The organism is Succinimonas amylolytica DSM 2873, from assembly GCF_000378405.1.
GTDB classification, from domain to species: Bacteria; Pseudomonadota; Gammaproteobacteria; order Enterobacterales; family Succinivibrionaceae; genus Succinimonas; species Succinimonas amylolytica.
This window is the reverse complement of the sequence record NZ_KB899642.1, coordinates 43339-68062: the sequence shown is the minus strand read 5'-3', so window position 1 is coordinate 68062 and position 24724 is coordinate 43339. Positions and strand designations below refer to the sequence as shown.

At 50.1% G+C, this 24724-nt stretch carries 17 protein-coding genes; 5 read left to right on the top strand and 12 right to left on the bottom strand.

Annotation, left to right across the window (positions count from 1 at the left end):
* Positions 1-433: 433 nt before the first annotated feature.
* Both F557_RS0117550 and pflA read right to left on the bottom strand, forming a co-directional pair.
* On the bottom strand, positions 434-916 hold the full coding sequence (locus F557_RS0117550) for a hypothetical protein (protein ID WP_019003514.1): 483 nt from the start codon (positions 914-916) through the stop codon (positions 434-436).
* 468 nt (positions 917-1384) lie between these two features.
* Positions 1385-2173 (bottom strand): pyruvate formate-lyase-activating protein, encoded by a 789-nt coding sequence (gene pflA, locus F557_RS0117545; protein WP_019003513.1) that lies wholly within the window; start codon positions 2171-2173, stop codon positions 1385-1387.
* Positions 2174-2447: 274 nt separating this feature from the next.
* Here pflA and F557_RS0117540 point away from each other — a divergent pair, with 274 nt between their 5' ends.
* A complete protein-coding gene (locus F557_RS0117540) occupies positions 2448-4871 on the top strand; it encodes a PilZ domain-containing protein (protein ID WP_019003512.1) in 2424 nt (807 codons plus the stop codon).
* 110 nt (positions 4872-4981) lie between these two features.
* On the opposite strand, the gene serB is transcribed toward F557_RS0117540, so the two are convergent.
* The 10 genes from serB to F557_RS0117480 all read right to left on the bottom strand — a co-directional run bounded on the left by serB (position 4982) and on the right by F557_RS0117480 (position 20648).
* Positions 4982-5983 (bottom strand): phosphoserine phosphatase SerB, encoded by a 1002-nt coding sequence (serB, locus tag F557_RS0117535; RefSeq protein WP_019003511.1) that lies wholly within the window; start codon positions 5981-5983, stop codon positions 4982-4984.
* Positions 5984-6201: 218 nt separating this feature from the next.
* The gene (locus F557_RS0117530) at positions 6202-6993 is read right to left on the bottom strand and encodes a TatD family hydrolase (protein WP_019003510.1); all 792 of its coding nucleotides are present in this window, start codon (positions 6991-6993) and stop codon (positions 6202-6204) included.
* Between the two features lie 32 nt (positions 6994-7025).
* Positions 7026-8618 carry a peptide chain release factor 3 gene (gene prfC, locus F557_RS0117525; protein WP_019003509.1) on the bottom strand — a complete coding sequence of 531 codons (1593 nt, stop codon included), beginning with the start codon at positions 8616-8618 and terminating at the stop codon, positions 7026-7028.
* A 76-nt stretch (positions 8619-8694) separates the two neighbouring features.
* Positions 8695-9552, bottom strand: a complete 858-nt coding sequence (kdsA, locus tag F557_RS0117520; protein WP_019003508.1) for a 3-deoxy-8-phosphooctulonate synthase — start codon at positions 9550-9552, stop codon at positions 8695-8697.
* Between the two features lies 1 nt (position 9553).
* Entirely contained in the window at positions 9554-10456 is a 903-nt protein-coding gene (gene prmC, locus F557_RS0117515; protein WP_019003507.1) for a peptide chain release factor N(5)-glutamine methyltransferase, read from the bottom strand.
* Between the two features lie 15 nt (positions 10457-10471).
* Entirely contained in the window at positions 10472-11563 is a 1092-nt protein-coding gene (gene prfA, locus F557_RS0117510) for a peptide chain release factor 1 (RefSeq protein WP_019003506.1), read from the bottom strand.
* 487 nt (positions 11564-12050) lie between these two features.
* The gene (locus F557_RS21610) at positions 12051-13505 is read right to left on the bottom strand and encodes a transglycosylase SLT domain-containing protein (RefSeq protein ID WP_019003504.1); all 1455 of its coding nucleotides are present in this window, start codon (positions 13503-13505) and stop codon (positions 12051-12053) included.
* Positions 13495-13962 carry a ribonuclease HI gene (gene rnhA / locus F557_RS0117495; RefSeq protein ID WP_019003503.1) on the bottom strand — a complete coding sequence of 156 codons (468 nt, stop codon included), beginning with the start codon at positions 13960-13962 and terminating at the stop codon, positions 13495-13497. Before rnhA ends, F557_RS21610 begins: the two co-directional genes overlap by 11 nt.
* Before the next feature lie 192 nt (positions 13963-14154).
* Positions 14155-17184, bottom strand: a complete 3030-nt coding sequence (locus F557_RS0117485) for a clostripain-related cysteine peptidase (protein ID WP_019003501.1) — start codon at positions 17182-17184, stop codon at positions 14155-14157.
* Between the two features lie 44 nt (positions 17185-17228).
* Complete coding sequence (locus tag F557_RS0117480; protein ID WP_084761696.1) at positions 17229-20648, bottom strand: clostripain-related cysteine peptidase; 3420 nt, start codon at positions 20646-20648, stop codon at positions 17229-17231.
* A gap of 370 nt (positions 20649-21018) precedes the next feature.
* Between F557_RS0117480 and F557_RS21605 the strand changes: the two genes are divergently transcribed.
* From F557_RS21605 to F557_RS20690, 4 genes are all read left to right on the top strand, one after another.
* Positions 21019-21831, top strand: coding sequence for a DUF5640 domain-containing protein (locus tag F557_RS21605; protein WP_019003498.1), 813 nt, complete (start codon positions 21019-21021; stop codon positions 21829-21831).
* A 96-nt stretch (positions 21832-21927) separates the two neighbouring features.
* Entirely contained in the window at positions 21928-22437 is a 510-nt protein-coding gene (locus F557_RS0117465; protein ID WP_019003497.1) for a hypothetical protein, read from the top strand.
* A 54-nt stretch (positions 22438-22491) separates the two neighbouring features.
* On the top strand, positions 22492-23316 hold the full coding sequence (locus F557_RS0117460) for a DUF5640 domain-containing protein (RefSeq protein ID WP_157617958.1): 825 nt from the start codon (positions 22492-22494) through the stop codon (positions 23314-23316).
* A gap of 680 nt (positions 23317-23996) precedes the next feature.
* The coding region (locus tag F557_RS20690) for an AAA family ATPase (protein WP_157617960.1) at positions 23997-24724 on the top strand (728 nt) is incomplete at its 3' end.

The window sequence follows — 24724 nt, the reverse complement described above, 5'->3', positions numbered from 1 at the left end:
GTTCTGTTCATCTGCTGGTTGACCAAGGTGTTAGTACGCGGTTCCATATAAGCAACCTGAAAAACATTCTTGGCAAGATCGACGCCAACATGAACAAATGATTGATTTTCTAAAACATTTGTGATATCCATATAACCGCCTATTTTTGTTTAGAAACTGGTGTTGCTGTTTATCCTACATCAGTTTCTTTTTTTGAAGTTTCAAAACCTGATCTTGCTGCCAGCCCGCAATTTCTCCTTTTCTTCTGCCGTTTCATCATCTAACCGAGGATTTCGTCAAGTCCCGAGCTTTTCTGCGAGCCGCCATTTACACCACATTCCATGAATAGATTATAGTACGTGAAACCTTTTCATCTATAGCAACATCGCGAATATTTTCAGTTCCTTCAAAGCAACGTTTTAGAATCTTAAGCTTATGCTCGGCAGAGAAACCATCATGATTCATTTTGGGATGCGGCTTCTTTCTTATCCTTCTTCTGTTCTCTGCCGCCTTGAAACAAAAGTCTTCTTAGTGCGTCAAGATCAACCTCTTTGGAAGACAGGAGCATTTTCATGGTCTTAACGAGTTCTTTGCTTTCTGAAAGTTCGGATTCTTTCTTCTCAAGTGAATCCATGAGCTCGCTGATCCTGTTTTCCAGTTCTTCTACTTTTTGGGTTTGATTTTGAAAGGCTACTTTCTGCTCTTGAGTATCGGATCTCAACTCTTGAATAGTTGTCTTCAGCCCCTGAATGACTGTATTCTGCTCTTGAATGGTTAATGTAAATTTTTCGATCAGTGCGTAAAGAGGATCCGATTTGGCAGAATCGGTATCGTGCTGATTGATTGGAAGTGCGCTATTTGTAATCTTTACTTCCATTGCAATTCCCTTCAGCATGCCACGATTTTTGTGTGCGGTATAGTACGGATTCACCAGCACTTTTGTCAAGAATCCCTGAAGCCTTGAAATGGGGGGTTAAGACCTAATACAGTCTTTGGAACAACAGCCATAATTCTGTGAATCGATGATATTGGGGTGTCGTGCACCTAAATAATCACATAGTCACATGTGTTTGTTGCTGTATGCACAAATTTCTTTTGATCTTAGGTTAAATTTTAATCGTGTCATAATAAATCATCTGGTTTCGCTGTCTTTTGCCGATGAAAGGCAATACCGGAGTTGCGTAATACTACTGCGGATGCCCAGATTGACAGTCAGAACTACGATTTTATCTCCGGAATGATTACGATCTTGTCAGAAAATACGGCATTGTTTTTTACGGCAAGAACTGTGAGGTGGTATCGGGAGTTCCGGAAGGCACAATAGCACTAATAAAGCCCCTGAGACAAAAAACGGATCCGGGCAGGATCCCTGAATTTCATTTGTGTGAGGCCTGTCCTGGCAGTATCAGTAGGTGTTTTTGAAATATTCTCTGATAATTCCCTTCAGATGCTCCATAAGCTCCTTTTTCGGAGGGCGGATGTTTTCAAGTTTGTAGGGATCATTGAAGAATTTCCACTTGTGCTTGCCGAGTTCGTGATAGGCCAGAAGCTCCACCCGTTCCACGGCATCACCGAGAGAGACAATAAATTTTCCCAGAGCGTGGGCGTTTTCATCATCAGAGGTGTAGGTGGGGATAATCACCTGACGGATCCACATTTTCTTGCCGTGATCCCGAAGATACCTGGCGAATTCGAATACCCGATCGTTGTCGAAACCGGTAATTTCCCGGTGCTTTGCAGAATCCATAGCTTTGATATCCAGCAGGAAGGTGTCGGTTTCGTTAATGAGGTTTACCTGATCCGTGCCGTAATGGAAATATCCGTTGGTGTCCAGGCAGGTGTTGAAGCCGGCGGCATGAACCTGTCTGAAAAGCTCGGTAATGAATTTTGCCTGCAGTGAGGCCTCCCCGCCCGAGCAGGTTACCCCGCCTCCGGTGGCCCGGAAAAAGGGGGCGTAGGTGATAATTTCCTTCATTAGTGTTTCCACGGTGTACAGAGTCCCGCCCTTCATGTCCCAGGTATCTCTGTTATGGCAGTAGATGCATTTGAAATTGCAGCCCTGGAAGAATACCAGATATCTTATTCCGGGGCCGTCCACGGTGCCACCGGTTTCAATTGAGTGAATACGTGCCGTAAGCTGGCCGGCTGAGGTTTCGGGAGTCTCAGTTTTATTTTGAATATTGTTTTCTGTCATATTCTGTACCTTCCTGAATGCCGGAATATTTCCGGAATTGTGATTGTTCTGACTAATATTTTAGTACAAAAGCCGTTACGATTCGGTCTTTTTGAACCGGAAGACGCTCAGGGAACTTTTGGTTTCCCGGAATTCGGATAAATCTGGGGAGTTTCAGACAATCTTTACAGGAGTAGCCTCATATTTTCGGGAGCGTTTGATTAATAAATACCGGTTCTTGGGGTAGAATCAGGAAAATTTAATAGCGCTACGATATATCGGATAAATCGGTCTTATGGACAATGTCAGAAACCGGGCCCGGGAACTAATTCCCTATATGAACACGCCCAATTTCAAGGAAGTTTTTGCAGAAATTGTCAGTGAAGCCGGGGGAAATGCGGATTTTCTCCTGAAAATGGAACTGAGACGGCTTTCCGCTCCCTGTCTTCGTGTTATGGATTTCAGAAATGACGGGGAATGCGAAATCTTTACCTATAACGGCACCTCCCATTTCCTGCAAAAGGAGGATGTGGAAGACTTCATGAGTTTTGTCACCTATTATGGCGGTGTTTACACCAAGGGTGTCTATGAGGAAGTGGTCCGCAACCATAACGAAAGAAAAAAGGCCAGGCGGATAGAAAGCGGGCTGCATCAGGATCCCAACAGTCCTGTCAGATTTGCTCTGGATGAGATCCGCTTTGCCAGCTATGCCCACAGACGTGACGAAAGAATGTATTATTCCTCGGCAATTGTGGTGGCATTTCCTGACGGCCGTCTTGTCAATGCCAAAACCTCTGATCTGTCCTGCAGCGGCATTAAGGTCCTCCTTCCCGGGGACTATGAGTTCAGGCAGCGGGAAAAAATCAGAATTACCTTTACCAGACTGATAGAGCTTTATCCCGGAGCTGCCAGAATTCTGTCCGGTGTTCCCTATGAAACGCTGGGGGTGGAAAAAAGAGATGTCAGATGCTGGCTTAAAACCAGGTGTCTTTCGGATAACAAGGATCTGGAGCGTTTTATTCTGAGTTTTCAGAGTGCCAACAAGTACCGCTACAGAATAGATATTGACTACCTGGCCTATATTCTGAACATCAAGGCCATTGAATATCAGTATCTGCCCAGGATTATCGGCATTCCGCTGTTCTTTTCCGGCAGAGACTCTCCCCGGCTGGCCTATGCGCTTAAAAGTGATTTCAACCACGAACAGCTGGATTACTGGCGCGATGAGAAATCCGATGACAAAATCGGCACGCTGTTTAACAGGGAACGTCTGTCCAGACTTCTGGAAAAACCTGAGGGATCCCGGTATACCTACATCTATGCCTTTAAGCACACCATGGAAAACCATGTTTATTTTCTGAGCGCCACTTTGGACGAGCTTCAGGAATCGGGGCTTCTGGAGACTTTTTTTGCAGTCTCGAAATCTCGCAGCACCTTTCGGGTTTTTCGTTTTGAAATCAGTGCTCTCAAGCTTGATGAAAAGATGCTGCAGACCCTGTCGGGAGCTGCCGGGGACGAGAAGGCCGTCCGGGATCTTTACAATAACCTTTCCGAACTTTCCTACATCGGGCTGCTTACCAGAATAAACACTCCCGGGGATGCGGAGATCTATAACAGCTTTACCAGTAGCCAGTCGGTAAACCGTCTGCAGATTTTTACCCATGATACCGAAGATGTTCAGCCGGTGAAGCTGGAGTATCTGCAGTACATTACCCCCAGAAAGGAGCAGCGGTACATCTATCGGACGGAGATTCTGGCTTCCGGCGACAACTTTCCTGAAATTTCCGGCTGGACCAGGGATATTTCCAGTCATGGGCTTCAGGTGGAGTTTGCAACTCCGGTGCGGTGCTTTAACGGCGATGTGGTGTACATATCGATGCCGCAATTCCAGAAGCTGAAAAAGAATGTGTCCCTGATGCATGTGATTTATGAGGTGGTTTTTATAAATTCCGCTCACACCATCATGCACCTTCAGCTCCACGGCATGCATTCGGCGGTGGTGCAATTTTTCGATGAGCTTATTAACGCTAACCAGCATGTGCTGGAGCCGGCAAAGAATCTGCCGCATATGAGTGAGACCTCCAAGGCTCTCAGATCCGTTACCGTTTCGAATCTGTTCTCCACGCCGATAATATTCATGCGCTCCAAGGCTTCCCGGCTCGGGTATGTTTGCGACAGCGCAAACAGTTCCCGGGTGCGCCGTCTTTTCCATATCCAGGAATGTGCGCCGAAGCAGGCCAATGTTTATCCTCTGTTTTCAAATCAGGTGCTTAGAGGGCATATTCTTGGCGATATTGAAAAAATCAAGACTAGTGAGATTCAGAAGCAGTATACGATTTACGTTCGCAGAGAGGTGTCTGATAATCGCATTTCCTATGTGCCTGAGACGGAGGATTCCTTTATGTCTTTAGAGGAGCAGCGGATGTTTATTGAGAGAGGCCTGGCAGGCGGGTATTTCGGAGCTTTTGCGGTGTATGTTACGGCCAACGGCCGTCCTGATGTCACCGAAATCAGGGCAGAACTGGACTATATCCGCCGCTATGCCCCGCATAAGTTCAAGGCTTTGGACAGCGGTATCTGGAATATTATGGGGATAGGGGATGTGATTGATATTACCGAGTCGGTAATGGTAAAGCTTAATATTCCGGTGATACCAGGGCAGATTCCTGATATTCCTGATGAGAATATCAGCCTTGTGAAATCCGATTCGATTCGCTGATACTGAGCATTCCGGGGCAGGGCGGCCATAAGATCTTCAAGAAAACAAAGGCCGGGGATTCCCGGCTTTCTTGCTTTTGGGACAGACTTTATATTCCCCGAAACGAAAACTCACTGAATCCTGTTAACGAGTTCCGCGCCCTTCAGAAGGCATGCCGCAGCATCCAGTCCGAAGTTGTTGATGGTCGCCGGTGCCTTTTCGCGAACTATGGGTTTGGCGTGTATCGCAAAACCGAGGCCGGCAGCGTTGATCATCGGAAGGTCGTTGGCACCGTCGCCGATGGCTATGGACTGTGCAGCCGGAATCCCGAATTTTTCCAGGAGCTCGTTCAGGGTGGTCACCTTGACACTGGAATCCACAATATCCCCCTCCAGCTCGCCGGTAAGATGATCATCAACAATTCTGAAGGTATTTGCTCGTACCATTGTGAGTTTGAATTCTTCCTTCAGCCGGTTTACAAAAGTCATGAAGCCCCCGGAGGCAATGGCGGTTTTCCAGCCGTGGAACTGCAGGAGATGAATAAGTTCCGGAAAGCCCGGCATGATAGGCAGGCGATCTCTGAGATCCCAGAGAATCTGCGCCGGTGCACCTTTGAGCAGACCTACGCGTTTTCTCAGACTCTGCTTGAAATCCAGAAGTCCGTGCATGGCCTGGCTGGTAATTTCCGCTATCTGCTCTCCTACACCCCAGGCCTTGGCGATTTCATCAATGCATTCGCACTGAATACAGGTGGAATCCATATCCAGCAGGATAACACCGGGAGCGGAGAGCTTCGGAAAGCTTCTGACGTGAACTGCATCGATTTTTCCCGGAAGTTTTTTCAGTTCCTGATTGAGTTCAGCGCTGAAGCTGTCGGTTTTTGCCATGCACACCTGATGCCCGAATAATTCACAGGGTGCCTGAAATGCCATGGTGACACCATAACCGGAAGCGATTTTCGCCACCTTCAGAAGATCTCCGGCCAGAACGCCATCGCTGACGATTCCGATATAGCCGCCTTTAAAGTGTTCCGGATCTGCCTGAACCGTTTCCTGCCCGTTGATGGCAAATAGAGCGTTGTCCGGGATGCCGGCGCCGAGCAGCGGGGCGTCCGGAGTGTTTAAAAAAGACATAGTACTTCCTGACAAGTTAAGATTGACGCGGTTTCATTTTCCGTCCCGGGAGCAATTCCCGGCGGGTAGGCTGTTACCGGCACGGAACAGCACGGGGATGACGCCGCTCCGGAATCCTGCGAAAGGCACAGATCCCCGGCGCAGGAGGCCGGCTGAAAAAATATCCCTGATTATACCATAGTCGGGATCTTCCCAGAAAAAGCTTCTAAGGCAATTATTCAGAGATGTCCGGTATTGGCGGGCATTAGTCTGTTCACCGCCTGGATCATGGCGGCGGCGGTGTCCTCATAATTTTTTCCCTGAAGCCTGGCGGTCTCCTTTATGATATCCGGGATGAGATCCGGCTGGGCCGGTATTTTTCGGCTGCCATCATAACGAAAGAGGAAGGGGGCGTCTGTTTCCGGAACGAGATAGTCCGGAGAAATGACGGATACGGTTTTCCGGAGCTTCCGGCATGCGGGATTCAGAATAAGGGGGCCGGCTCCCAGCAGGAATCCGGCCCGGAGATACTCCCGTGCCAGCTCCGGACTTCCGGAAAAGCCGTGAACGATGCCGCGGATTCCCGGGAATTCCCTGATAATGCGAAGGGCCTTCTCATGTCGTCCTACAATGTGCAGGGAAACAGCAATATCCAGTTCCCGGGCTGTTCCGAGCTGGCTGCGGAAGCAGCTTGCCTGATATTCTCCGGAAAAGCGTTCCTCATAGCGGCGATCCAGTCCGATTTCCCCGATCATGAAGGGCTGTCTGATTTCCGCCTGTCTTTGGAAAGCTGTTTCGGAAAAATCCTGAAGATAACCGGGATGAACACCCAGCATGGAGAAGATTTTTATGGAAGGATTTGTGAAGATTTTTACGGGAGATAAATCGGAAGTTCCGGAGTTCAGGGTCACTCCGGGAACGAAAAAGGTGAGCACGCCGGCCGCCGGGGCCTTTTCAGCCAGGACGGCCAGGTTTTCTCCGGACATCAGATCCAGGTGGCAGTGGGTGTCTGTCAGAGGAAGTCCTGGCATAAGGGGATTCCTGTTTTCAGATTGGTGTTCTGTCAGTGCTCCCTGGTCTTGCTGAAGCGAATGTCAGGGTGCCGTTCCATGGTTAGATTGAGGTTGACCATGGAGGGCGCGATGTAGGTCAGGTTGTCCGAACCGTCCAGGGCGATATTCTGCGGAACATGGTTTTTAATGTCCTCGATGGCCCGGGGATTATCGCTTTCGATCCAGCGAGCTGTGGTCACGGCTACCGGTTCGTAGATGGCCTCCACGTTGTATTCATTCTTGAGCCGGGAGACTACCACGTCAAACTGCAGGGAGCCCACGGCGCCCACAATAAGGTCGTTGTTGATTATCGGCCGGAATACCTGGACTGCTCCCTCTTCGGAAAGCTGAATAAGTCCTTTGAGAAGAGCCTTCTGTTTCAGAGGATCTCTGAGCCTGATACGTTTGAAGAGCTCCGGGGCGAAATTCGGAATCCCGGTAAAGTGCAGCTCCTCACCCTGGGTAAAGGTGTCACCAATCTGAATGGTACCGTGATTGTGAAGTCCGATAATATCACCGGCATAGGCGGTTTCCGCCTGTTCCCTGTCACCAGCCATGAAGGTTACCGCATCGGAAATGTTCACGTCCTTGCCGATGCGCACATGGCGGAGTTTCATGCCTTTCTGGTACTGTCCGGAAACCAGCCGCAGGAACGCCACCCGGTCCCGGTGCTTGGGATCCATGTTAGCCTGGATTTTGAAAATAAAACCGGAAAGCTTTTCTTCGGAAGGTGCCACATCCCGTGATTCTGCATGTCTGGCCCCGGGGGCGGGAGCCCATTCTGTAAGTCCGTCCAGCATGAGATCTACGCCGAAATTGCCGAGGGCTGTACCAAAAAACACCGGTGTGAGATCGGCCTTTAGAAAGTCCTCCAGACTGAATTCGTTGGATGCTGCCTTGACGATCTCGATTTCCTCTTTAAGTTCGGTAACCATATCCTCACCGATGGCAGCGGCCAGATCCGGATTATCCAGTCCCCTGATTACCCGTTTTTCCTGAATTTCCGAACCATGCCCGGATTCGTAGAGATAAACCTCGTCCCGGTAAAGATGATAGATCCCCCGGAAACGCTTGCCGCAGCCCACCGGCCAGGTAATGGGAGCGCACATAATGGCCAGCTCCTTTTCCACTTCGTCCATAAGCTCCAGAGGATCCCGGGTTTCCCGGTCCAGCTTGTTCATGAAGGTGAGGATCGGGGTGTCCCGGAGCCGGGTTACCTCCATGAGCTTGCGGGTTCTTTCCTCTACGCCCTTGGCGGCATCAATGACCATCAGGCAGGAGTCCACCGCTGTCAGTACCCGGTAGGTGTCTTCCGAGAAGTCTTCGTGGCCTGGGGTATCCAGAAGGTTAACCAGACAGCCGTTGTAGGGAAACTGCATTACCGAGGTGGTAACGGAAATGCCGCGTTCCTTCTCCATTTCCATCCAGTCTGATTTTGCAAAGGTGCCGCTGCTGCCGCGCCCCTTTACTGTTCCGGCTTTTTGAATGGCGCGGCCGTAAAGCAGCAGCTTTTCGGTAATGGTGGTTTTTCCGGCATCCGGGTGCGAAATAATCGCAAAGGTGCGGCGCCGGTTGATTTCGTCCAGAAATTCCTGAGTTGCCATGGAATTGTGATCCTTGATTTTTTCTGAAAAAAAGTCTGAAGCCGTGAGGGCCCCAGACTGCGGTAATATTGAAGTGTTAGCAGATTTCCAGTGCTGGCAGGTTCTTGACCAGATCGTCGATAGCCTTGATCTGGGACAGGAACGGCTTCAGAAGCGCCAGCGGCAGCGCACTCGGCCCATCGCACTTGGCGGTATCAGGATTTGGATGAGCCTCCAGAAAAAGTCCGGCAATACCAACAGCCATGCCGGCCCGGGCCAGTTCGGCCTCCTGTTTTCTTCTGCCGCCGGATGCTTCCGCATTCGGATCCCGGCACTGGAGAGAGTGGGTAACATCGAAGATGACGGGAGAACCGCCGGAAGCTTCTTTCATGACTCCGAATCCCAGCATGTCCACTACCAGATTATCGTAGCCAAATGAGGAACCGCGTTCGCAGAGCATGATCTGATCGTTGCCGCATTCAGCGAACTTTTCCACAATGTTTCCCACCTGGCTCGGACTCAGAAACTGCGGCTTTTTAACATTGACCGGCTTGCCGCTTTCGGCAATGGCCTTTACCAGGTTGGTCTGTCTGGCCAGGAAAGCAGGAAGCTGCAGGACGTCAGCCACCTCGGCCAGAGGTGCCACCTGATCCTCTTCGTGCACGTCGGTGATGATCTTTACTCCGAATTCCCGTTTCAGCCTTTCAAATATTCTGATGCCTTTTTCCAGTCCGGGGCCGCGGAAGGAGTGGATGGAAGATCTGTTTGCCTTGTCCCAGCTAGCCTTGAACACAAATGGTATGGAAAGCTCCTGGGTTACTGTCACGTAATGTTCGGCAGCCTGAAGTGCCAGTTCCTCGGACTCCAGAACATTGATGCCGCCAAAAAGCACAAAAGGCCTGTTGTTGGCGACTGTGATTTCACCGATTTTAACAGTTTTGCTAGTGTTGTTCATATTATTGCTTATCTTCTTCGTTCTGTTGTTCCCGGTCGTCCTGAATCAGGGCACCGACGGTTACTCTTTCGTTGTTTCCCAAATCCCGGATGGTGTCCACACAGCTGAAGCAGGCATCATGAAACATGTGTCTGACATCCGGCCCTTGCTGAAAACCGTGCTCGATGATGATCCAGCTGTTCGGACGCATGAATTTGGCAGCCTGATGGACAATATTAAGAATGTCGATAAGTCCCTCCATGGGTGCCACCAGCGCGGTTCGGGGCTCAAAACAGAGATCCCCCTCGGCAAGATGCGCGTCTCCCCGGGCGATGTAGGGAGGGTTGGAAACTATGATGTCATACTGATGCCCGGCCTTAATGTTTTTGAACCAGTCGCTGTTCCAGAAATGCACGGGAAGCCCCAGGGTATCAGAATTCTCCTGTGCCACCCGAAGGGCCTCATCGGAGTAGTCTATGGCATCGATTTCGGCGTCGGGAAGCTCCTTCTTGAGAGCCAGGGCAATGGCGCCGCTGCCGGTCCCCATATCCAGAATTCTGAGGGGGCGGCGGGGGTTTTTGGCTTTGAGCTGACTGGCCTTTATCAGGGCCTGATCCACCACGGTTTCGGTATCTGGACGGGGAATCAGGGTGGCGGGAGTGACCTTAAGCCTGAGAGACCAGAACTCCTTCCAGCCTACGATATAGGCTATGGGAACTCCGGTAAGGCGTTTCTGAGTCATTTCCCGGATCAGTGCCACCTGGTTTTCGGGAATCTCTTCCTCCGGATGGGTAAGCAGATAAGACTTTTCACGGTTAAGAACGTGCGATACCAGACAGTAGGCTTCAATAGAGGATACTTCTCTGGAATTGGTAAACGGTCTCAGAATCTGCTCTGATTCGCGATATATATCACCTGCTTTCATGGGGGCCTCTGATTTTTAATTGGCTTTTGCCAGTTCGGCCAGCTGAGCGGCCTGATGCTCCTCGATAACCGGCATAACCAGAGAATCCAGATCTCCGTTCATGATTTCATCGAGGCGGTACAGGGTCAGATTAATGCGATGATCGCTGACTCTTCCCTGGGGGTAGTTATAGGTGCGGATGCGATCCGAGCGATCTCCGGAGCTCAGAATGCTCTGCCGCTCTTCGGATTTTTCCTGAGCCCGCTTTTCCTCTTCGAGCTTGGCCAGCCGGGCAGCCAGAACAGCGAAGGCCTTCTCCTTGTTCCGGTGCTGGGATCTTTCATCCTGGCATTCCACCACGATACCGGTGGGGAAATGGGTAATTCTGATGGCTGAATCGGTCTTGTTGATATGCTGGCCGCCGGCACCGGAGGAACGGAAGGTATCGATCCGGATATCCTTGGGATCAATTTTCGGGGCTTCGGATTCCGGAACCTCCGGGAATACCATTACGGTGCAGGCGGAGGTGTGTACCCGGCCCTGAGTTTCGGTTACCGGAACCCGCTGTACCCGATGCCCGCCGGATTCAAACTTCATAATGCCGTAGACCCCGTCGCCGTTAACCTTGCAGATGATTTCCTTGAAACCGCCCATTTCACCGGGGGATTCGCTCATGATTTCGATGCTCCAGCCCTTCTTTTCGGCATACTTGGTATACAGCCGGTAGAGATCCCCGGCAAAGAGAGCGGCTTCATCGCCGCCGGTGCCGGCTCTGATTTCCAGAAAGGCGTTGCTGTCATCCTTGGGATCCCGCGGAAGGAGCATGATTTGAATGTTCTTTTCAGCGGCAGTGATTTTTGCGGTGTTAAGGGGGGCTTCCTCTTCTGCCATGAGCCTCATTTCCTCGTCCGGACTTTCCAGCATTTCCTGGATGGCTTTGGAATCCTGCAGGGCTGTCCGGTATTCCCGGAATTCGCGGACGATGTTTTCCAGATCTGCATATTCTTTGCTGAGAGATCTGAATTTATCCTGATCTCCGACGATTTCGGGCTGGGACAGGAGCGCCTGAACCTCTTCATAGCGTTCAACGATGGTTTCGAGTTTGGTGATGATAGTATCTTTTAGCATTGTGGCTTTCTCAAAAGGGCCCCGGCCGGACAGGGGGCGGATATGACAGGGAAACCTGCATATCCCCGGGATGATGTTTCCAATCCGGAACCCGGCAGGGGCCGCAGAATTCTATTTTTATCATTGATAAAGAACAATTTTACATTTGTGTTGATTTTATCACAGTTATGGTGTTTTTGCTGATATTCCGGGGACATTTAGCCAGAGCTGAAATTGCGGGAGAGAATAGTCCGGAAGGTTGTAGGATCCCCAAAAGAAGCATTATCCTGTTTTTATCCCATTTGATCGGCAATGCTGATAAAAATACAGTTCTGAGAGAAGGTGTGGCATGGTTCAGGTGGGGGCAGCATATAAGCCAGATCCGGGACAGCGCAGACTAGGGCAGATTGCTGGCTTAAGAGAAAAGGACGGGACTCCCGATGCATGCTCCTTCCGGTTTAAAAGGGAGTCAGCCATAAGCATTGCCGGAAGGAGGCGCGGGGTGCCGTCATTTCCTTTTTTGGGAGCTACCCTTTTTTTGATAATTTCCGGAAGTTCCTTTTCCGGTGTTTTTAGGTTTCTGAGCAGGCTTCTGAGCAGGCTTCTGGGCAGGTTTCTGAGCAGGCTTCCGGGCAGGTTTCTGAGCAGGCTTCTGGGCAGGCTTCTGGGCAGGTTTCTGAGCAGGCTTCCGGGCAGGTTTCTGAGCAGGCTTCTGGGCAGGCTTCTGGGCAGGTTTCTGAGCAGGCTTCTGGGCAGGCTTCTGGGCAGGCTTCTGAGCAGGCTTCTGAGCAGGCTTCTGAACGGGGGGCTTTCCGGAGGCGGCTGGCTTTTGGTTTTCCGACGGCTTATTTGCATTTTCCGTTTTTTTACCCTCTGTGGTGGTACCGGGCCTGTTCTGCTGAGAAGTACTGGCATATGAAGCGGCAGAACCAGACATCCGGTAAACGGAGAGAAGGTCGTTGTTATCCAGGGGAAGCAACACATAATCCACCAGAGTGGTGGTGGTATCAGCGGATTTGAAGCCTGGATTCAGCTTCTTCAGTCTTTCGATGCTTACTCCGGACTGGTTTGAGAGCTGTCTCAGAGTTTTGCCGTCAAGCCTGACGATTTTGAAAACCGGCTTAAAAGGCATGTCGGGAATTGTTACACCGGCATTTTTCCCCCGGCGGATCATGTCGGTGAAGCCGTACAGCTTGCTGACGTATTCCTTGCTGTGTTTGGGAATATCCAGACTCCATACGTCTGTGGGCCTTCCTGCTTTTATGTTTTTGTCAATGGCGTTTTTCACGGTTCCCTGACCGCAGTTGTAGGCAGCTACGGCCTGATTCCAGTCCCCGAACATTTTATAAAGCATTTCCATATAGTTCAGGGCGGCGTTGGTGGAAGCGATGACGTCCCTTCTCATGTCATAACTGCTGTCGGTATAGAGCTTGAATACCCGGGCTGTTCCTGAAGTGAACTGCCAGATCCCAACCGTACCCCAGGGGGCCACGGCATGAGGATTGAAGGTGCTTTCGATCATGGGAATGGCAATTAGCTCCAGGGGCATGTTGCGTCTTTTCAGCTCGTTGATGATGTGGTACGCAAAAAGATGCCCCTCAGTCAGATTCCGGTTTACCGTTTTTCTGTCTACCGGGGTGCTTTTGTGGGGCGGTATTACGAAGTTCATGTGGTAGAGCGCATGGAGCCAGAGATTGTCGTTGGCGTACTTGGGGTCGTATACCTGATAATATCTGCTTTTGTCATAGTCGGTAATGGGGATTTCCCCCGGAGGGGTGATTTTAAAGCTGTCCAGCATGGCTGCAGCATAGGGTGATACCTCCGGAGGTGTTTCCGCAGGAGTTGTGGTGATCTCCTGCTGTGGGACATCCCCCGGTGCGGTTCCTTTGGTGGCAGCGCACCCCGATAGCTGTGCTGCCAGGGCTGCGGAGCAGAGTGTGAGAAGCAGCGTTCTAGATTTCATAGCCGATATCAATGCTGTCAGGGGAGTTTTTTGCGGCAGTTCTTGCCAGATTATCGCATTTTTCATTGTATTCATGTCCGTCATGCCCCTTAATCCAATTCCATGTAACCTGATGCCGGGAAATTTCGCCGGCCAGGAGTTTCCAGAGATCCTGATTTACCACCGGCTTCCTGGTGCTGGTTTTCCAGTTGTTTCTGATCCATCCCGGAAGCCATTCGGTAACCCCCTTTATGACATACTGGCTGTCGGTGGTTACAGTAACCTGGCAGGATTCTTTGAGATTTGATAGTCCGGTAATAACTCCGAGAAGCTCCATGCGGTTGTTGGTGGTGATTCTGAAGCCTTCGGAAAAAATCTTTTCGTAATTAAGCGCCGGATACCTCAGGATTACCCCGTAGCCTCCGGGCCCGGGATTCCCAAGACATGACCCGTCTGAATAAAGTTCGATTTCTTTCATTTTGTGCTGGTGGCAACGATCTGTACTGACAACATGCTCATATTTTATCAGTACCGTCCGTTCTTATACAGGTTTGCTGTTCCGGGATGAGATTTTTCTGGCATTCCGGACGTGCTGAAGGTAGAAAAAACTCTCCCGGAGCCCTTTCCATGGAAGACACCGGGAGAGGCCTTGTCTGAAATAACGGAATGCCTATCTGTTTCCGGAATCTTTACGGAAAGTGAATGTCCGGTTTTCTCCGGTCTTCAGAGAAAGCTCCTGGCCTTTCAGAGTAAACTCCGGATCCATGCGGCGTCCGTCTGCGAAGGTCAGCAGCAATCTGCCGCTGCCGATGGCTCCCACCGCCTCGGAAACAGTTCCGTTCATGGTGAACCGGAATCGCAGGTATTTTTTGCCGGAAATTCCGGTGATTTCCAGTGTGGTCGGATGGCTTCCGCTTTGCATGAGCCATTTTCCGGCCAGCTTTTTGCCCAGAGAGGTGGCGGTTTCCCCGGTTCCCGGAATTATCTTTTCTCCACCGAACAGGATTTTTTCCCGGGGTTTCAGAATAATTCTGTCCTGATTCCGGTCGATAATGAAGCAGAATTCCTTGAAAGGTAGCTTCCAGTCTATTCTTATAACGTTGTCCCTGACGGTATAGGTTCCGGTATAGGTACCCTTTTCCCCCAGATCTCCTGAATAATCCAGGGTTACCTTATTGTCTTTGAAAATCCATTTCTGGTTAGTGTCTGTCCAGGTGCCTTCAAGGTCCTTTTCCGTGATTCCATCCAGGGGATACAGGGCGATGCGGGTGCCCGGGCCGAGTTCGATAAGGTAAATCACCCGGTTTGCTCCCTGGGAATCGATAAACACCTCATAGGAGGCCAGAGACTCCAGTCCCCGGCTGGCATTGGGTTCCCGGTAGAGATTGAGCTGTGGCGGGGTTTCCCTGTCCGGCTTCAGGAGATAGTTCAGAAGTCCTATGCCTTTTTTGTCTCCGGTGGTCCAGGATATCTGCCGGGGTTTTTGTGCAGTGTCAAAATCGAAGGCAATGGTATCAAAGGTGGGCAGAAGATTGATGCCGTACCGGGGATTCTGAGCGTAATAGCCGATAGCATAGCGGCCCCGGAGTTCGTTAAGTTTTGAGCCGGTGGCGGAAATTAGATCCTGCTGCTCCGGATTTCCTGCTACGGGGATAAGCTGGGTGACGTCCATGTTCTTTTTTCCGCCCATGGTTTCGGTTTTCAGGAGGTATCCTATTTTGTTACCCTGCGGAATATTGGACAGCATCAGGAAAAGCTCGTCGTTTTTGCTGAAGCTGATCCCGGAAAGAACCTCGGTTTCCTGGACCAGCTGGCCGTTTTTTTGGGTGAGAAAGCTGACTTCGGGGCGGAAATAGGATCCCGGGCTGATGGCGATTTCCTTGCCCAGGTCATAATGGTAGAGCCCCGTCAAAAGCAGGGTGCGGGTATCAAATGCCGCCGTAACATGCACCTCCTGACCGAGAGAAGGACTGTAGTAGTAGCCGGAGGCTGCAATGGTGCCAAATTCGGTATTGGAATGATCCACCGTGATATCGTATATCTCCGTGCCGTTGGTTATCCGGTACATCTGTCCGGTGAACTCTCGGAGGAACATGGTTTTGCCCTCGGCATAGTCCGGAAGAATGTCGTTCAGGTTGTTCTGTATCATCGACTGATCCAGCCTTTCCTGTTTGGCCAGATCCACCAGCAGCTGCTCGTGATTGATGTATATTCGGTCCGTGCGGTTGGCAGGCATCACTAGCTCGCTCAGAGTTGTCCACAGGATGTTTTCACCGTTTACCGCAAATCGCAGGGCGGTCTGGGTCAGGGGGGCGATGGCGTTAACCGGTTCGATGTCAAAGCTTTCGGGCTTTGCGGGGTCTGCATCCTTGTGTACCCTGGGAATACCGATTTCGATGTCAGAAAAGAAGGGATCCTGCTTGCCCTGAAGTTCCTGATGCTTATAGAGCTCTGAGAGATAGTTCAGAAAGCCGGAGTCCCGGGCAAAGGGTGATTTGTCATAGCCGGGAAACAGCGAGGCCCGGGTTACGGGGGCGTAGACGGCCACTCCCTTAGTAAATCCGTAGGTGTCGCTGTTTCTGGTGTAGACCATGAAATCCTGAACCTTTTTGCGGATATTCATAACATGTTCGTTATATTCAGGACTAAATGCCTGAAGATGATTAAGCCAGTCATGGAGATCGATGGAGGAGAATGCGTTTTTCTGATTTTCGAAGTCGCTGTAGATTTTCTGCTGTCCGTAATGAAAGCTGTCGCTGATATTGCGGGTGTGCCGGTAGGTGTTCTGCGCACTGTCTTTCCGGAGATGATCAGTGAGAGAATTAAGCTCTGTGACAAGAGGGGTGATTTTAGACATTTCGTAAAGAGAGAAGGAGGCCTCCTTAGGGTGCCGGTTGTAAAAATCGATAGTGGCATCCACAATGGCCTTGCCGGCTTCCCTGGTGGAGACCCCGGGCCGGAAAAATTTCAGGAATCCGGCATAGTCAGCCCCCAGGCCGGGTACGATCTGGGCGCTGGCTACGGTGTATTTAGTTACATCCCGAAGATTGTAAAGGGCGTCCAGCTGTCCCATAAGACACATGTCCAGAAGCACCAGATCGAACTTGCCGGAGGGGAGAGCCTGACTGCCGCGGCGCAGAGCCTCTGCAAAGGTTTCTGATGACATGAAATGCCCCGTTCCCTCGTCCTGAAGCAGGAGCGGCCAGCCGCCGCCATGATTCCAGCCTACGAAAGCGTATCTTCTGGCAGGAAAGTAGGTACCGGCATATTTTACAAACTCCTCCAGAACCTTAGGATCCCCGGAATCGATTTCTCCGAGCTCCTGCAGCATTTCCGAGGCAACAGTATTGGGCGTGGCATCCGGAGAACTGTAAACCTGTTCCAGATTTAAGGAGTGGTCCTTCCTGATGCGGTAAAGTCTGCCGCCGTACCAGTTTTGCCAGTCCTGATAATAACCCTTGCTGCGATCTGCAAAGACCAGAATTTCGGTATCGTCGTTCTTGCCCTGCTCCATTTCCAGAAGATCCAGAATGACGGCCTCCTCCAGGTTGTTGTCTCCGGCAATATAGACCATCACTGTCCATTCTCTGTCGGGTGTGTTATCGCTGGCGGCCCGGGCTGGGGAAAGCGCAGCAGTAACCAGAAGTCCAATGACCAGGATTGATTTGCAAAAAGCTATGTCAAGTGCCTTAAAAAACATAAAAACCTCGCATGTGGTGCTGCCATCCCCGGGGACAGCCGGGGTTACTGTTTCTGGAAGGTGTACTCTCCGCCGTTTTCAAAAATAAGCGTCAGGGTTTCCGTGTTTCCGTTTTTGCCATACCGGTATCCGGTACTCATCCGGGCCCCGTTGTCATAGCTCATAAGAATCCGGTCCGATTCCGGAGCTCCGACGGCTTCCGAGTTTTTTCCGGCAGCGGAGAAGCGGAATCTCAGAAGTCCGCTGCGTCCGGCAGGCGAGATTTCCAGTGCGGTTGCGGATCCGGCGGCATCCCGGTGCAGCCATTTGCCGTGAACCCGGCTTCTGAATTCCCGGAGAGACATACTGCCGTCCTGGACTGCTTTTTCCACAATGGCCTGCACCTTGCTTTCTGACATGAGATAGAGCTTTTCATGCAGGCGATCGATTATGATGTAGTATTTGCTGTCGGGAAGCCCCCGGGCAGTGATTTCGTTGTCTTTAAGAGTGTAGCTGCCGTTATGGGTGCCGGTATTTCTGGGGACTCTGGTGCCGCTGTAGCTGAAGGTAACCTTGCCGCTGTTGAAGGACCAGAACTGGTTTTCGCCAATCCAGGAGCCCTGGAGGCTGTCTTCGTTAATGTCCCGGAGCGGGAAGAGAGCAAAGCGGTCTCCGGTGCCCTGGGCGATGAGGTAGAAAATTTTATGACCGCTGTCGTCCTGATCCATGAAGACCTGGAAGGAAGAGGCGTTCCGGAAAATCATGTCCACCCGGCCGTTGCTGTCAAAGGTTTCAAGAATTGCCGGAGCCAGAGGAACATTCAGGTTTGGGGTCAGATTTAGAATCCCCTGCTCTCCGGAGGAGGTGTTCCAGGAGGGGAGTGACAGGCCTTTAACACTGAAGCCGTCTGGTCTGAAGGAGATTATCCCCCGGGTGGGGAGAAGATCCAGATTGCTTTCCATATTTGAGGCAAACTGTCCCACCGCATAGCTGTCGGCAATGCTCTGAAGTCCTATTTTGGCATTGTTCATGAGTCGGAGCTGTTCGGGATTGTTTTTGATAATGTGATCTCCGGAGGTTATCGTCCGGCCGGTGGCGCCGGAAACGTTCTCCGACGACAGGCTGTACTGCACGTGAACATCATCGGGCAGATTTGCCAGAATCAGCTTGGCATTTACGAGCTTTATCGCCTCCTGAACCTGGGGATGAAATTTTCCGGACTCATCAAGATATCCGTAATGTGGTTTGAATTCGGCATCCTGGGAGCATGGAATCAGCCTATGTCTGTGCTCGTCGTAGAGCTGGGAGCCCATTTTAGTATTGCTGTCTACCACCAGTGCAGCGATAACATCTCCTCCGGTGCACTGGTCTCTGTAAAGTCCGGTGATTTCGATTTCGTTCTGATTAAGACTGGAATGATTCACGGTAACACTTACGGATTTCATACCGTCGCTGAGCTCGTAGCCCTGTCCCGGGATTTCCCTGACCAGGGAGGAGGTGCCGTCCTGGAATACCGGCATGAATTTGCGGGGGTCATTGATGTCCTCAGGGGTATGTCTTTTGAGATCCAGAATGTTCTGCAGGAAGCTGACATATCTTTTTCCCGGATTTGCGCTGTCTGACACCAGCTGCATAAACCGGATCCAGAGTATCTGATTCCCTGTAATGTCAAAGCTCAGGGAATACTGGCTCAGCGGAGTTATGGTGTTTTCCTTTTCGATAACCAGCTCCTGTTTTCCGGCCTCTGTCCGGACTTTTCCGATTTCTGTGTTTGAAAATACCGGTGCCGGGATTTTAATGTTTTTCTGTTCCCGGAAGAGAGTTCCCAGATAGTCCTTCATACCGGATTTAATGGCGAATTCTGTTTGGGGGTAGTTTCTCTCATGCTTAAGCCCCCATACGGCAGGATAAGGATTTTTCGGAGTGGGCATGTTATTCTCAGTAAGCGGGAGAAATACAGATAGTCCTTTTGCATACTCAAATCCCTGGGTGCTTTCTGTATGCACCACCAGCTTGAGGAGCGCCTTGCGGAGCTCTCCGGTTTCCTTCCGGAGATCGCTAAACGTCCGGTCAATAACGTCCAGCCAGTCAAAGATATCAACGGATGAAGGAGTGGTAAGCCCCCGGTGTATTTCGTCAAAGCCTGAGCTCTCATAGTGCAGGGCGTCGATGGTACTTCTGGTAAGTTTCAGAGAATCTGCAGCAACGTGTTTTCTGAGCCCGGCGGTCAGAGTCTGCATTCCGGAGATGACCTCGTCAAGCTGTCTCAGATCGTAGAAGCTGAAGGAGGCCAGATCGCTGACAGCATTGTGTCTGTTGAAAAATGCCAGGTTCCGTTTCACGATTTCCCTTCCCAGATCCTCGGTTTTCACGTCTCCGGTAAACAGCGGCAGAATGGAGATGTAGTCAGAACCGAATGCCGGGATAGACGGGGCGCTGGCAACGGCAAAATCAGTGATTTTTCGGGTTTCGTAAAGAACGTCCAGCTGTCCCATAAGGCACATTTCGAACAGTACCAGATCGAATTTTTTCCGGGGCAGGTAGCTAGCAGCCCGGGCTGCAGCTTCGGTGTACTCTCTGATGGTCATGTAGTCACCGGAGGTGTCGTCCCCCATAAGACCGTACCAGCCGTTTCCGTGATCCCAGCCTACAAGGGCATAGCGCTCTGCAGGGTAGTTTTCGACGACGAATCTGACAAAATCCTCCAGATTCCGGGGATCGGACATGTTGACGTCTCCCAGCTCCCTAATCACTTCAGAACTGAGACTGGGCGGCAGGAGAGCCCGATTTCCGGTCAGATAATACTGTTCCATGTCGTAGCTGACGGAGGTTTTTCGAATTCTGTAGATCCGTGCTCCCTGGAGATCGCCAAAATCGGTGGAGAATTTCGGACTGCGATCATGAAGGAGAATGATTTCCACACCGTCGGGAAGAGCCTTTTCCATTTCCAGAATTTCCTGAAAGGATTGTCCCTCCAGGTTGTTGTCTCCGGACATATATACCATGATAGTCCAGGATTTTTTTCCGGAGCTGTTTTCGGCAGTTCTGACAAGTCCGCTGTTTTTGGAGAGAGCGGCCGGAGCGGAAGCTGCGGGTGCGGGAATTCCGGTACCGGAGTCTGCATTAGTATCCGGTGCCGCGCCGGAACGCTTTTCAGATCGGGGGCGGAAGGGATCCAGACTGTAGTTTTCAGGAAGAATGCCGGTTGCATCTTCGGAAGCTGCTGTTTTATGAAAAGAGTCATTTTCTCCGGAGTCCGGTAATGCCCCCTCTTCGTCGCTGCAGGCGGAAACAGACATTCCTGCAAGAAAAAGAGAAACATACAGGGCGGTTATTCCTTTTTGATATTTTTGTTTACTGGACATGGAGACCTCTCGTATTTCCGTGGCGGGCAATGCCGTCCGGTGAACCACATGATTGCCGGGAATGCGCGAGAATGGCACAGAAGCCCGGATTTCCAGAAAAACCGGAAATATCTCCACCATGGAACTGATAATCTTCAGCGGGAAAACAGAAATGGGTAATTTTCCGTGTTCGTATAAGATGAGGGATTCCGGTATTAATATTTAAAAAAATTTAATTATTAATTATTGTCGAATATATCAAATTATTTGCGTGTAAAAATCGGAACGGATCACAAAAAGGAGCCGCATAATCATATAAAATTGCTGATACGCCTCAATGCCTGAAACTTGTTGGTTGGGGGACGTTATACAGCGTGAGAACTGCGATTACGGAAATGTTTTTTTAATATTAATCGCGGATTTCTTTAAATATTTTGCAGCTGAGTTTTACAGTGCGCCCGGATTACTTTAATTCCGCGGCGGTTTCTGACCGGGTAAAAGGAAATTCCAAATGAATAATTCCAGACTGTTATACATGTTTTCGGGAGCGATGTTATTTGTGATTAGTTCCGGCAGTATTGCCGATACTCTTCCTCCCTTTAATCCCTTTGGAACACCGAATCAGCCGGCACAGAATTCCGTGCCGGTAAATCCCCAGGTTCAGGCGGCTCTTGCCGGTTTCTGGCGAGGTACTGATAACATGAATCAGGAGATCATTTTTTATTTTTCTCCCCAGGGTACAGGATATCTGCAGCAAAACAATGCCCAAATGAATTTTTCCTACACCCTGGCCGGCAATATGATGACTATTTCTGACAATGTTTCCAGCATGAGTTTTCAGTTTGCCGTGGGACAGGGGATTCTGCAGCTTCAGTTCAATGGCAAGGTAGTCACGCTTCGGAAAACAGAGCAGCCCCAGCCCGTTCCTCAGCCGCAGCCCGTTCCTCAGCCGCAGCCCGTTCCCCAGCCGCAGCCCGTTCCCCAGCCGCAGCCCATACCCCAGCCCCAGCCGCAGCCTGAGACTCCGGTGGTGCAGCTTTCCGGAAAATATCAGTGCCAGTCTTCTTCAGTGCCGGGAGCTATTTATGTTTATGATTTTATGCCGGCCAAATATGCAGTTTATGTAACCATGAAGGGAACAAAACTGCGGAATACCTTCCTGGAGTACGGCAGCTACAAGATTGAGGGAGATCGTTTTACCTATACCATTCTTCAGAATCCGGTAGCGTCCCTGGTAGGGCAGACTTCGGTGAGTTATATCATCCCGGCTTCGGACGGATTTGTAATGAAGTTTTCGGATTACGATATTCAGTGTACAAGATAGTGCTTATCTGGGGCCGGCATGTTTCCGGGTAAGTATCAAGCATCCGGAGAAAACCGGCTGGATTTTAGTTTTTAAATTTGTTTCAGCGAGATTTTTATGAAAAACAGCATACTGCGTTCTCTGGCAATTCTGGCAGTCCTGATGTCGACTTCCGCATTTTCCGGTGTTAATGATGTCATTATGAATATGGGACAGCCGGCTGGCGGCATTGATCTGAAGAGAGGTATTTCTGGAGACGTTAATCCTGGAGTTTCCCCTCTCAAAAAGCTGGAAAACCGGGGAACCTCGAATATCGGTAAGGCTTTTTCGGGGATAAATTCCTCGATGTATGGATTTTGGATTTCCCAGAATCCCAGTATTCCAATGGTGCTGATGCTGGGAGAACAGTCTATCGGTTCTTTGGGTTATGCCGGACAGATTATGGGGTTTACCTATTCCATCCAGAATAATCAGCTGGTAATTTCTGACATGCAGGGGCAGCAGTATGTTATTCCGTATGCTATGAATAACAATGTGCTGGTTATTACTATAAACAATGTTTCCTACAACCTGGTGAAATATGAAGGCCCCCTCCCTCAGCCGGGGCAGCAGGGTTTCGGCAAATGACAGCTGCGGGATACCTTTAATTTCTGATTTTAGTTTCGTTTGGATTTTTCAGTTATGAATAGCTTAATAAAGTTTGTGCCGGCGGTGCTGCTGGCGTTTTCAGCAGTTGCGGCCGCTGATGATTTTCCTCCGTTTTTCCCGGATCCTGGTCAGGGATCGGGAGGTCAGCCCACCACGCAGCCAGGTGGCGGTCAGACTGGCGGTACAGCGGTTGATACTGGAACCGGCATTTATATTCCGCAGCCGCCTTCGGGGCCGCAGCAGCCCCCCGTACAGAATCCGCCCCCCCAGCCATTGCCCCAGGGATCCATTGTGGGCAAGTGGGGAGCCTATATGGGCGGAGCGTCCATGGAGTTTGTGTTTAACCCTGACGGCACGGGAATGGTAATAAACAACGGACAGCAGGTAAACTTCTTCTATGGAATTCAGGGAAATACCCTGATTCTGTGCGATGATCGGAACTGCTCCACCGGTGCCAATCAGTTTATGTTTTCACTTAACGGCAATGTTCTTTATCTGAATGTGAACGGTCAGAACATTGCCTATCAGAGAGTAGGAGGTGCGGGGCCGGTACCGCTGACCCAGGCCGGTCTTTCCGGTTCTTACACCTGTCAGATTCCCAACAATCCCCAGATGGTGGTGACTCACGAGTTTGCCGGAAATGTCTACCGGGTGTATTTGAGTCAGGGGGCAATGCAGAAGACACTCTTTGAGGTGGGAACCTATACTCTCAATGGTTCCCAGTTTAACTATACTGTGCAGCAGTCTCCCAATCAGCAGACGGTGGGAACCTCCGGAACAAATATGATTCAGTTTACCGGAAATGGTTATGTAATGACCATTAATGGTACTCCGATTAACTGTGTCAAAGCCTTTTAGCGGAGATTTCGCTTTCCGGAATGATGAACTGGTCTGACCGGATATTATGAAAATACAGGGCAGTCTCGGATATCGGGATTGCCTTTTTTATGATCCGGTAAACGTCCATCATTAGAAATGAGGGGCTTTTTTGAGGTGAAAAGCTATGCTCTGAACCAGGGGTTGGTTAGCTAATACCGTGCAGAGGAGTGTAACCGGCAGGCCGCCGGGATCTTTCGAAATCTGTATGTTCCGGATTGCCGGTACATTTATGTCATCATTTCCGGAGACGGGGCTTTTAGCTGTGTCGGGATCTTCAGATGGATATTCTGCTTCTGGGGGTTTTGCGGTTCGCTGCCCGGTCTTCAGAAAGATTCTGTGCGTCCCGGGTTTCAGGCTATACTCTTTAGAGATGCTCTTCCTTTGGCAGGAGTCTCCGGTCTTATGCTGAGTTGTTTAACAGATTCTAGGATGTGGTATTTTGGATGCAAAGGCTCTTTTTCCAGTTGGTATGGTATTCAGACATCTGCAGGGGCATCTCCGTTAGGTATATTCCATTTCGCTCTGAAAACTCCTCCTGACCTGTCATAAAAGCTCCTCCGAAATACCTGAAAATGGCTTTCATATGCTATATTGAGGATGATTTAAGATAAAACAGGAACAGGGCGGTGCTGCGGGCACAGTCGCAGGGAGAGCTGAAAATGACAATTTCTGTAAAATCATTTCCTATAGGCGAGTCTGATTTTGAAGCAATTATCGATGAAGGAAAAATTTATATCGATAAAACTTCATATTTAAAATCCCTGCTGACCTCTGCAGTTGAAGTTTTCCATTTTTTGAGACCCCATGGTTTCGGAAAAACCCTGTCCATGAGCATGCTGTCTACCTTCCTGGAAATGAACTATGAAAATCCTGAAGACAGAAGCCGGCAGGAAAATCTTTTTAGGAATCTTAAAGTTTACAAAGAGAACAGAAAGCTCTGCGACGAATACATGGGGCGCTATCCGGTAGTCAGTATTTCTTTTAAGGATACTGATGGTGAGGACTTTGAGGATGCCATGAATTCTCTCCTGAATATCCTGGCCGATCTTTTTGTGAAGTTTGATTTTTTGCTGAAAAGTAAAAAGATCAGTCCTGAAGAAAAAAAAGGTTTTCGGGAAAGTCTGGCTCTCTGTCAGCGGAAAAACCGGAAACTGTCAAATCCGGACAATATGAAAACGGCTAAAACTGTAGTTCAAACCTCGCTTAGGCAGATCGGAAGCATGCTTGCCAAGGAATATGACCAGAAAGCGGTGATCATCATTGACGAATATGATGTTCCTCTGCAGAAGGCCACTGTTAACGGTTATTACGACAGGATGCTGAAGGTTATCCGGGTTATGATCGGATCAGCCCTGAAAGACAATAACAATCTTTTCAAGGGCTATGT

Bases quoted from the DNA above. Each gene is read 5' to 3' on its own strand.
- F557_RS0117480 (WP_084761696.1), bottom strand. From the start codon at position 20,648: ATGGTGGAGATATTTCCGGTTTTTCTGGAAATCCGGGCTTCTGTGCCA.
- prmC (WP_019003507.1), bottom strand. From the start codon at position 10,456: ATGAAAGCAGGTGATATATATCGCGAATCAGAGCAGATTCTGAGACCG.
- rnhA (WP_019003503.1), bottom strand. From the start codon at position 13,962: ATGAAAGAAATCGAACTTTATTCAGACGGGTCATGTCTTGGGAATCCC.
- F557_RS0117460 (WP_157617958.1), top strand. From the start codon at position 22,492: ATGAATAGCTTAATAAAGTTTGTGCCGGCGGTGCTGCTGGCGTTTTCA.
- serB (WP_019003511.1), bottom strand. From the start codon at position 5,983: ATGTCTTTTTTAAACACTCCGGACGCCCCGCTGCTCGGCGCCGGCATC.
- pflA (WP_019003513.1), bottom strand. From the start codon at position 2,173: ATGACAGAAAACAATATTCAAAATAAAACTGAGACTCCCGAAACCTCA.
- kdsA (WP_019003508.1), bottom strand. From the start codon at position 9,552: ATGAACAACACTAGCAAAACTGTTAAAATCGGTGAAATCACAGTCGCC.
- F557_RS0117465 (WP_019003497.1), top strand. From the start codon at position 21,928: ATGAAAAACAGCATACTGCGTTCTCTGGCAATTCTGGCAGTCCTGATG.
- F557_RS0117530 (WP_019003510.1), bottom strand. From the start codon at position 6,993: ATGCCAGGACTTCCTCTGACAGACACCCACTGCCACCTGGATCTGATG.
- prfC (WP_019003509.1), bottom strand. From the start codon at position 8,618: ATGGCAACTCAGGAATTTCTGGACGAAATCAACCGGCGCCGCACCTTT.
- F557_RS0117485 (WP_019003501.1), bottom strand. From the start codon at position 17,184: ATGTTTTTTAAGGCACTTGACATAGCTTTTTGCAAATCAATCCTGGTC.
- F557_RS0117540 (WP_019003512.1), top strand. From the start codon at position 2,448: ATGGACAATGTCAGAAACCGGGCCCGGGAACTAATTCCCTATATGAAC.
- prfA (WP_019003506.1), bottom strand. From the start codon at position 11,563: ATGCTAAAAGATACTATCATCACCAAACTCGAAACCATCGTTGAACGC.
- F557_RS21610 (WP_019003504.1), bottom strand. From the start codon at position 13,505: ATGAAATCTAGAACGCTGCTTCTCACACTCTGCTCCGCAGCCCTGGCA.
- F557_RS21605 (WP_019003498.1), top strand. From the start codon at position 21,019: ATGAATAATTCCAGACTGTTATACATGTTTTCGGGAGCGATGTTATTT.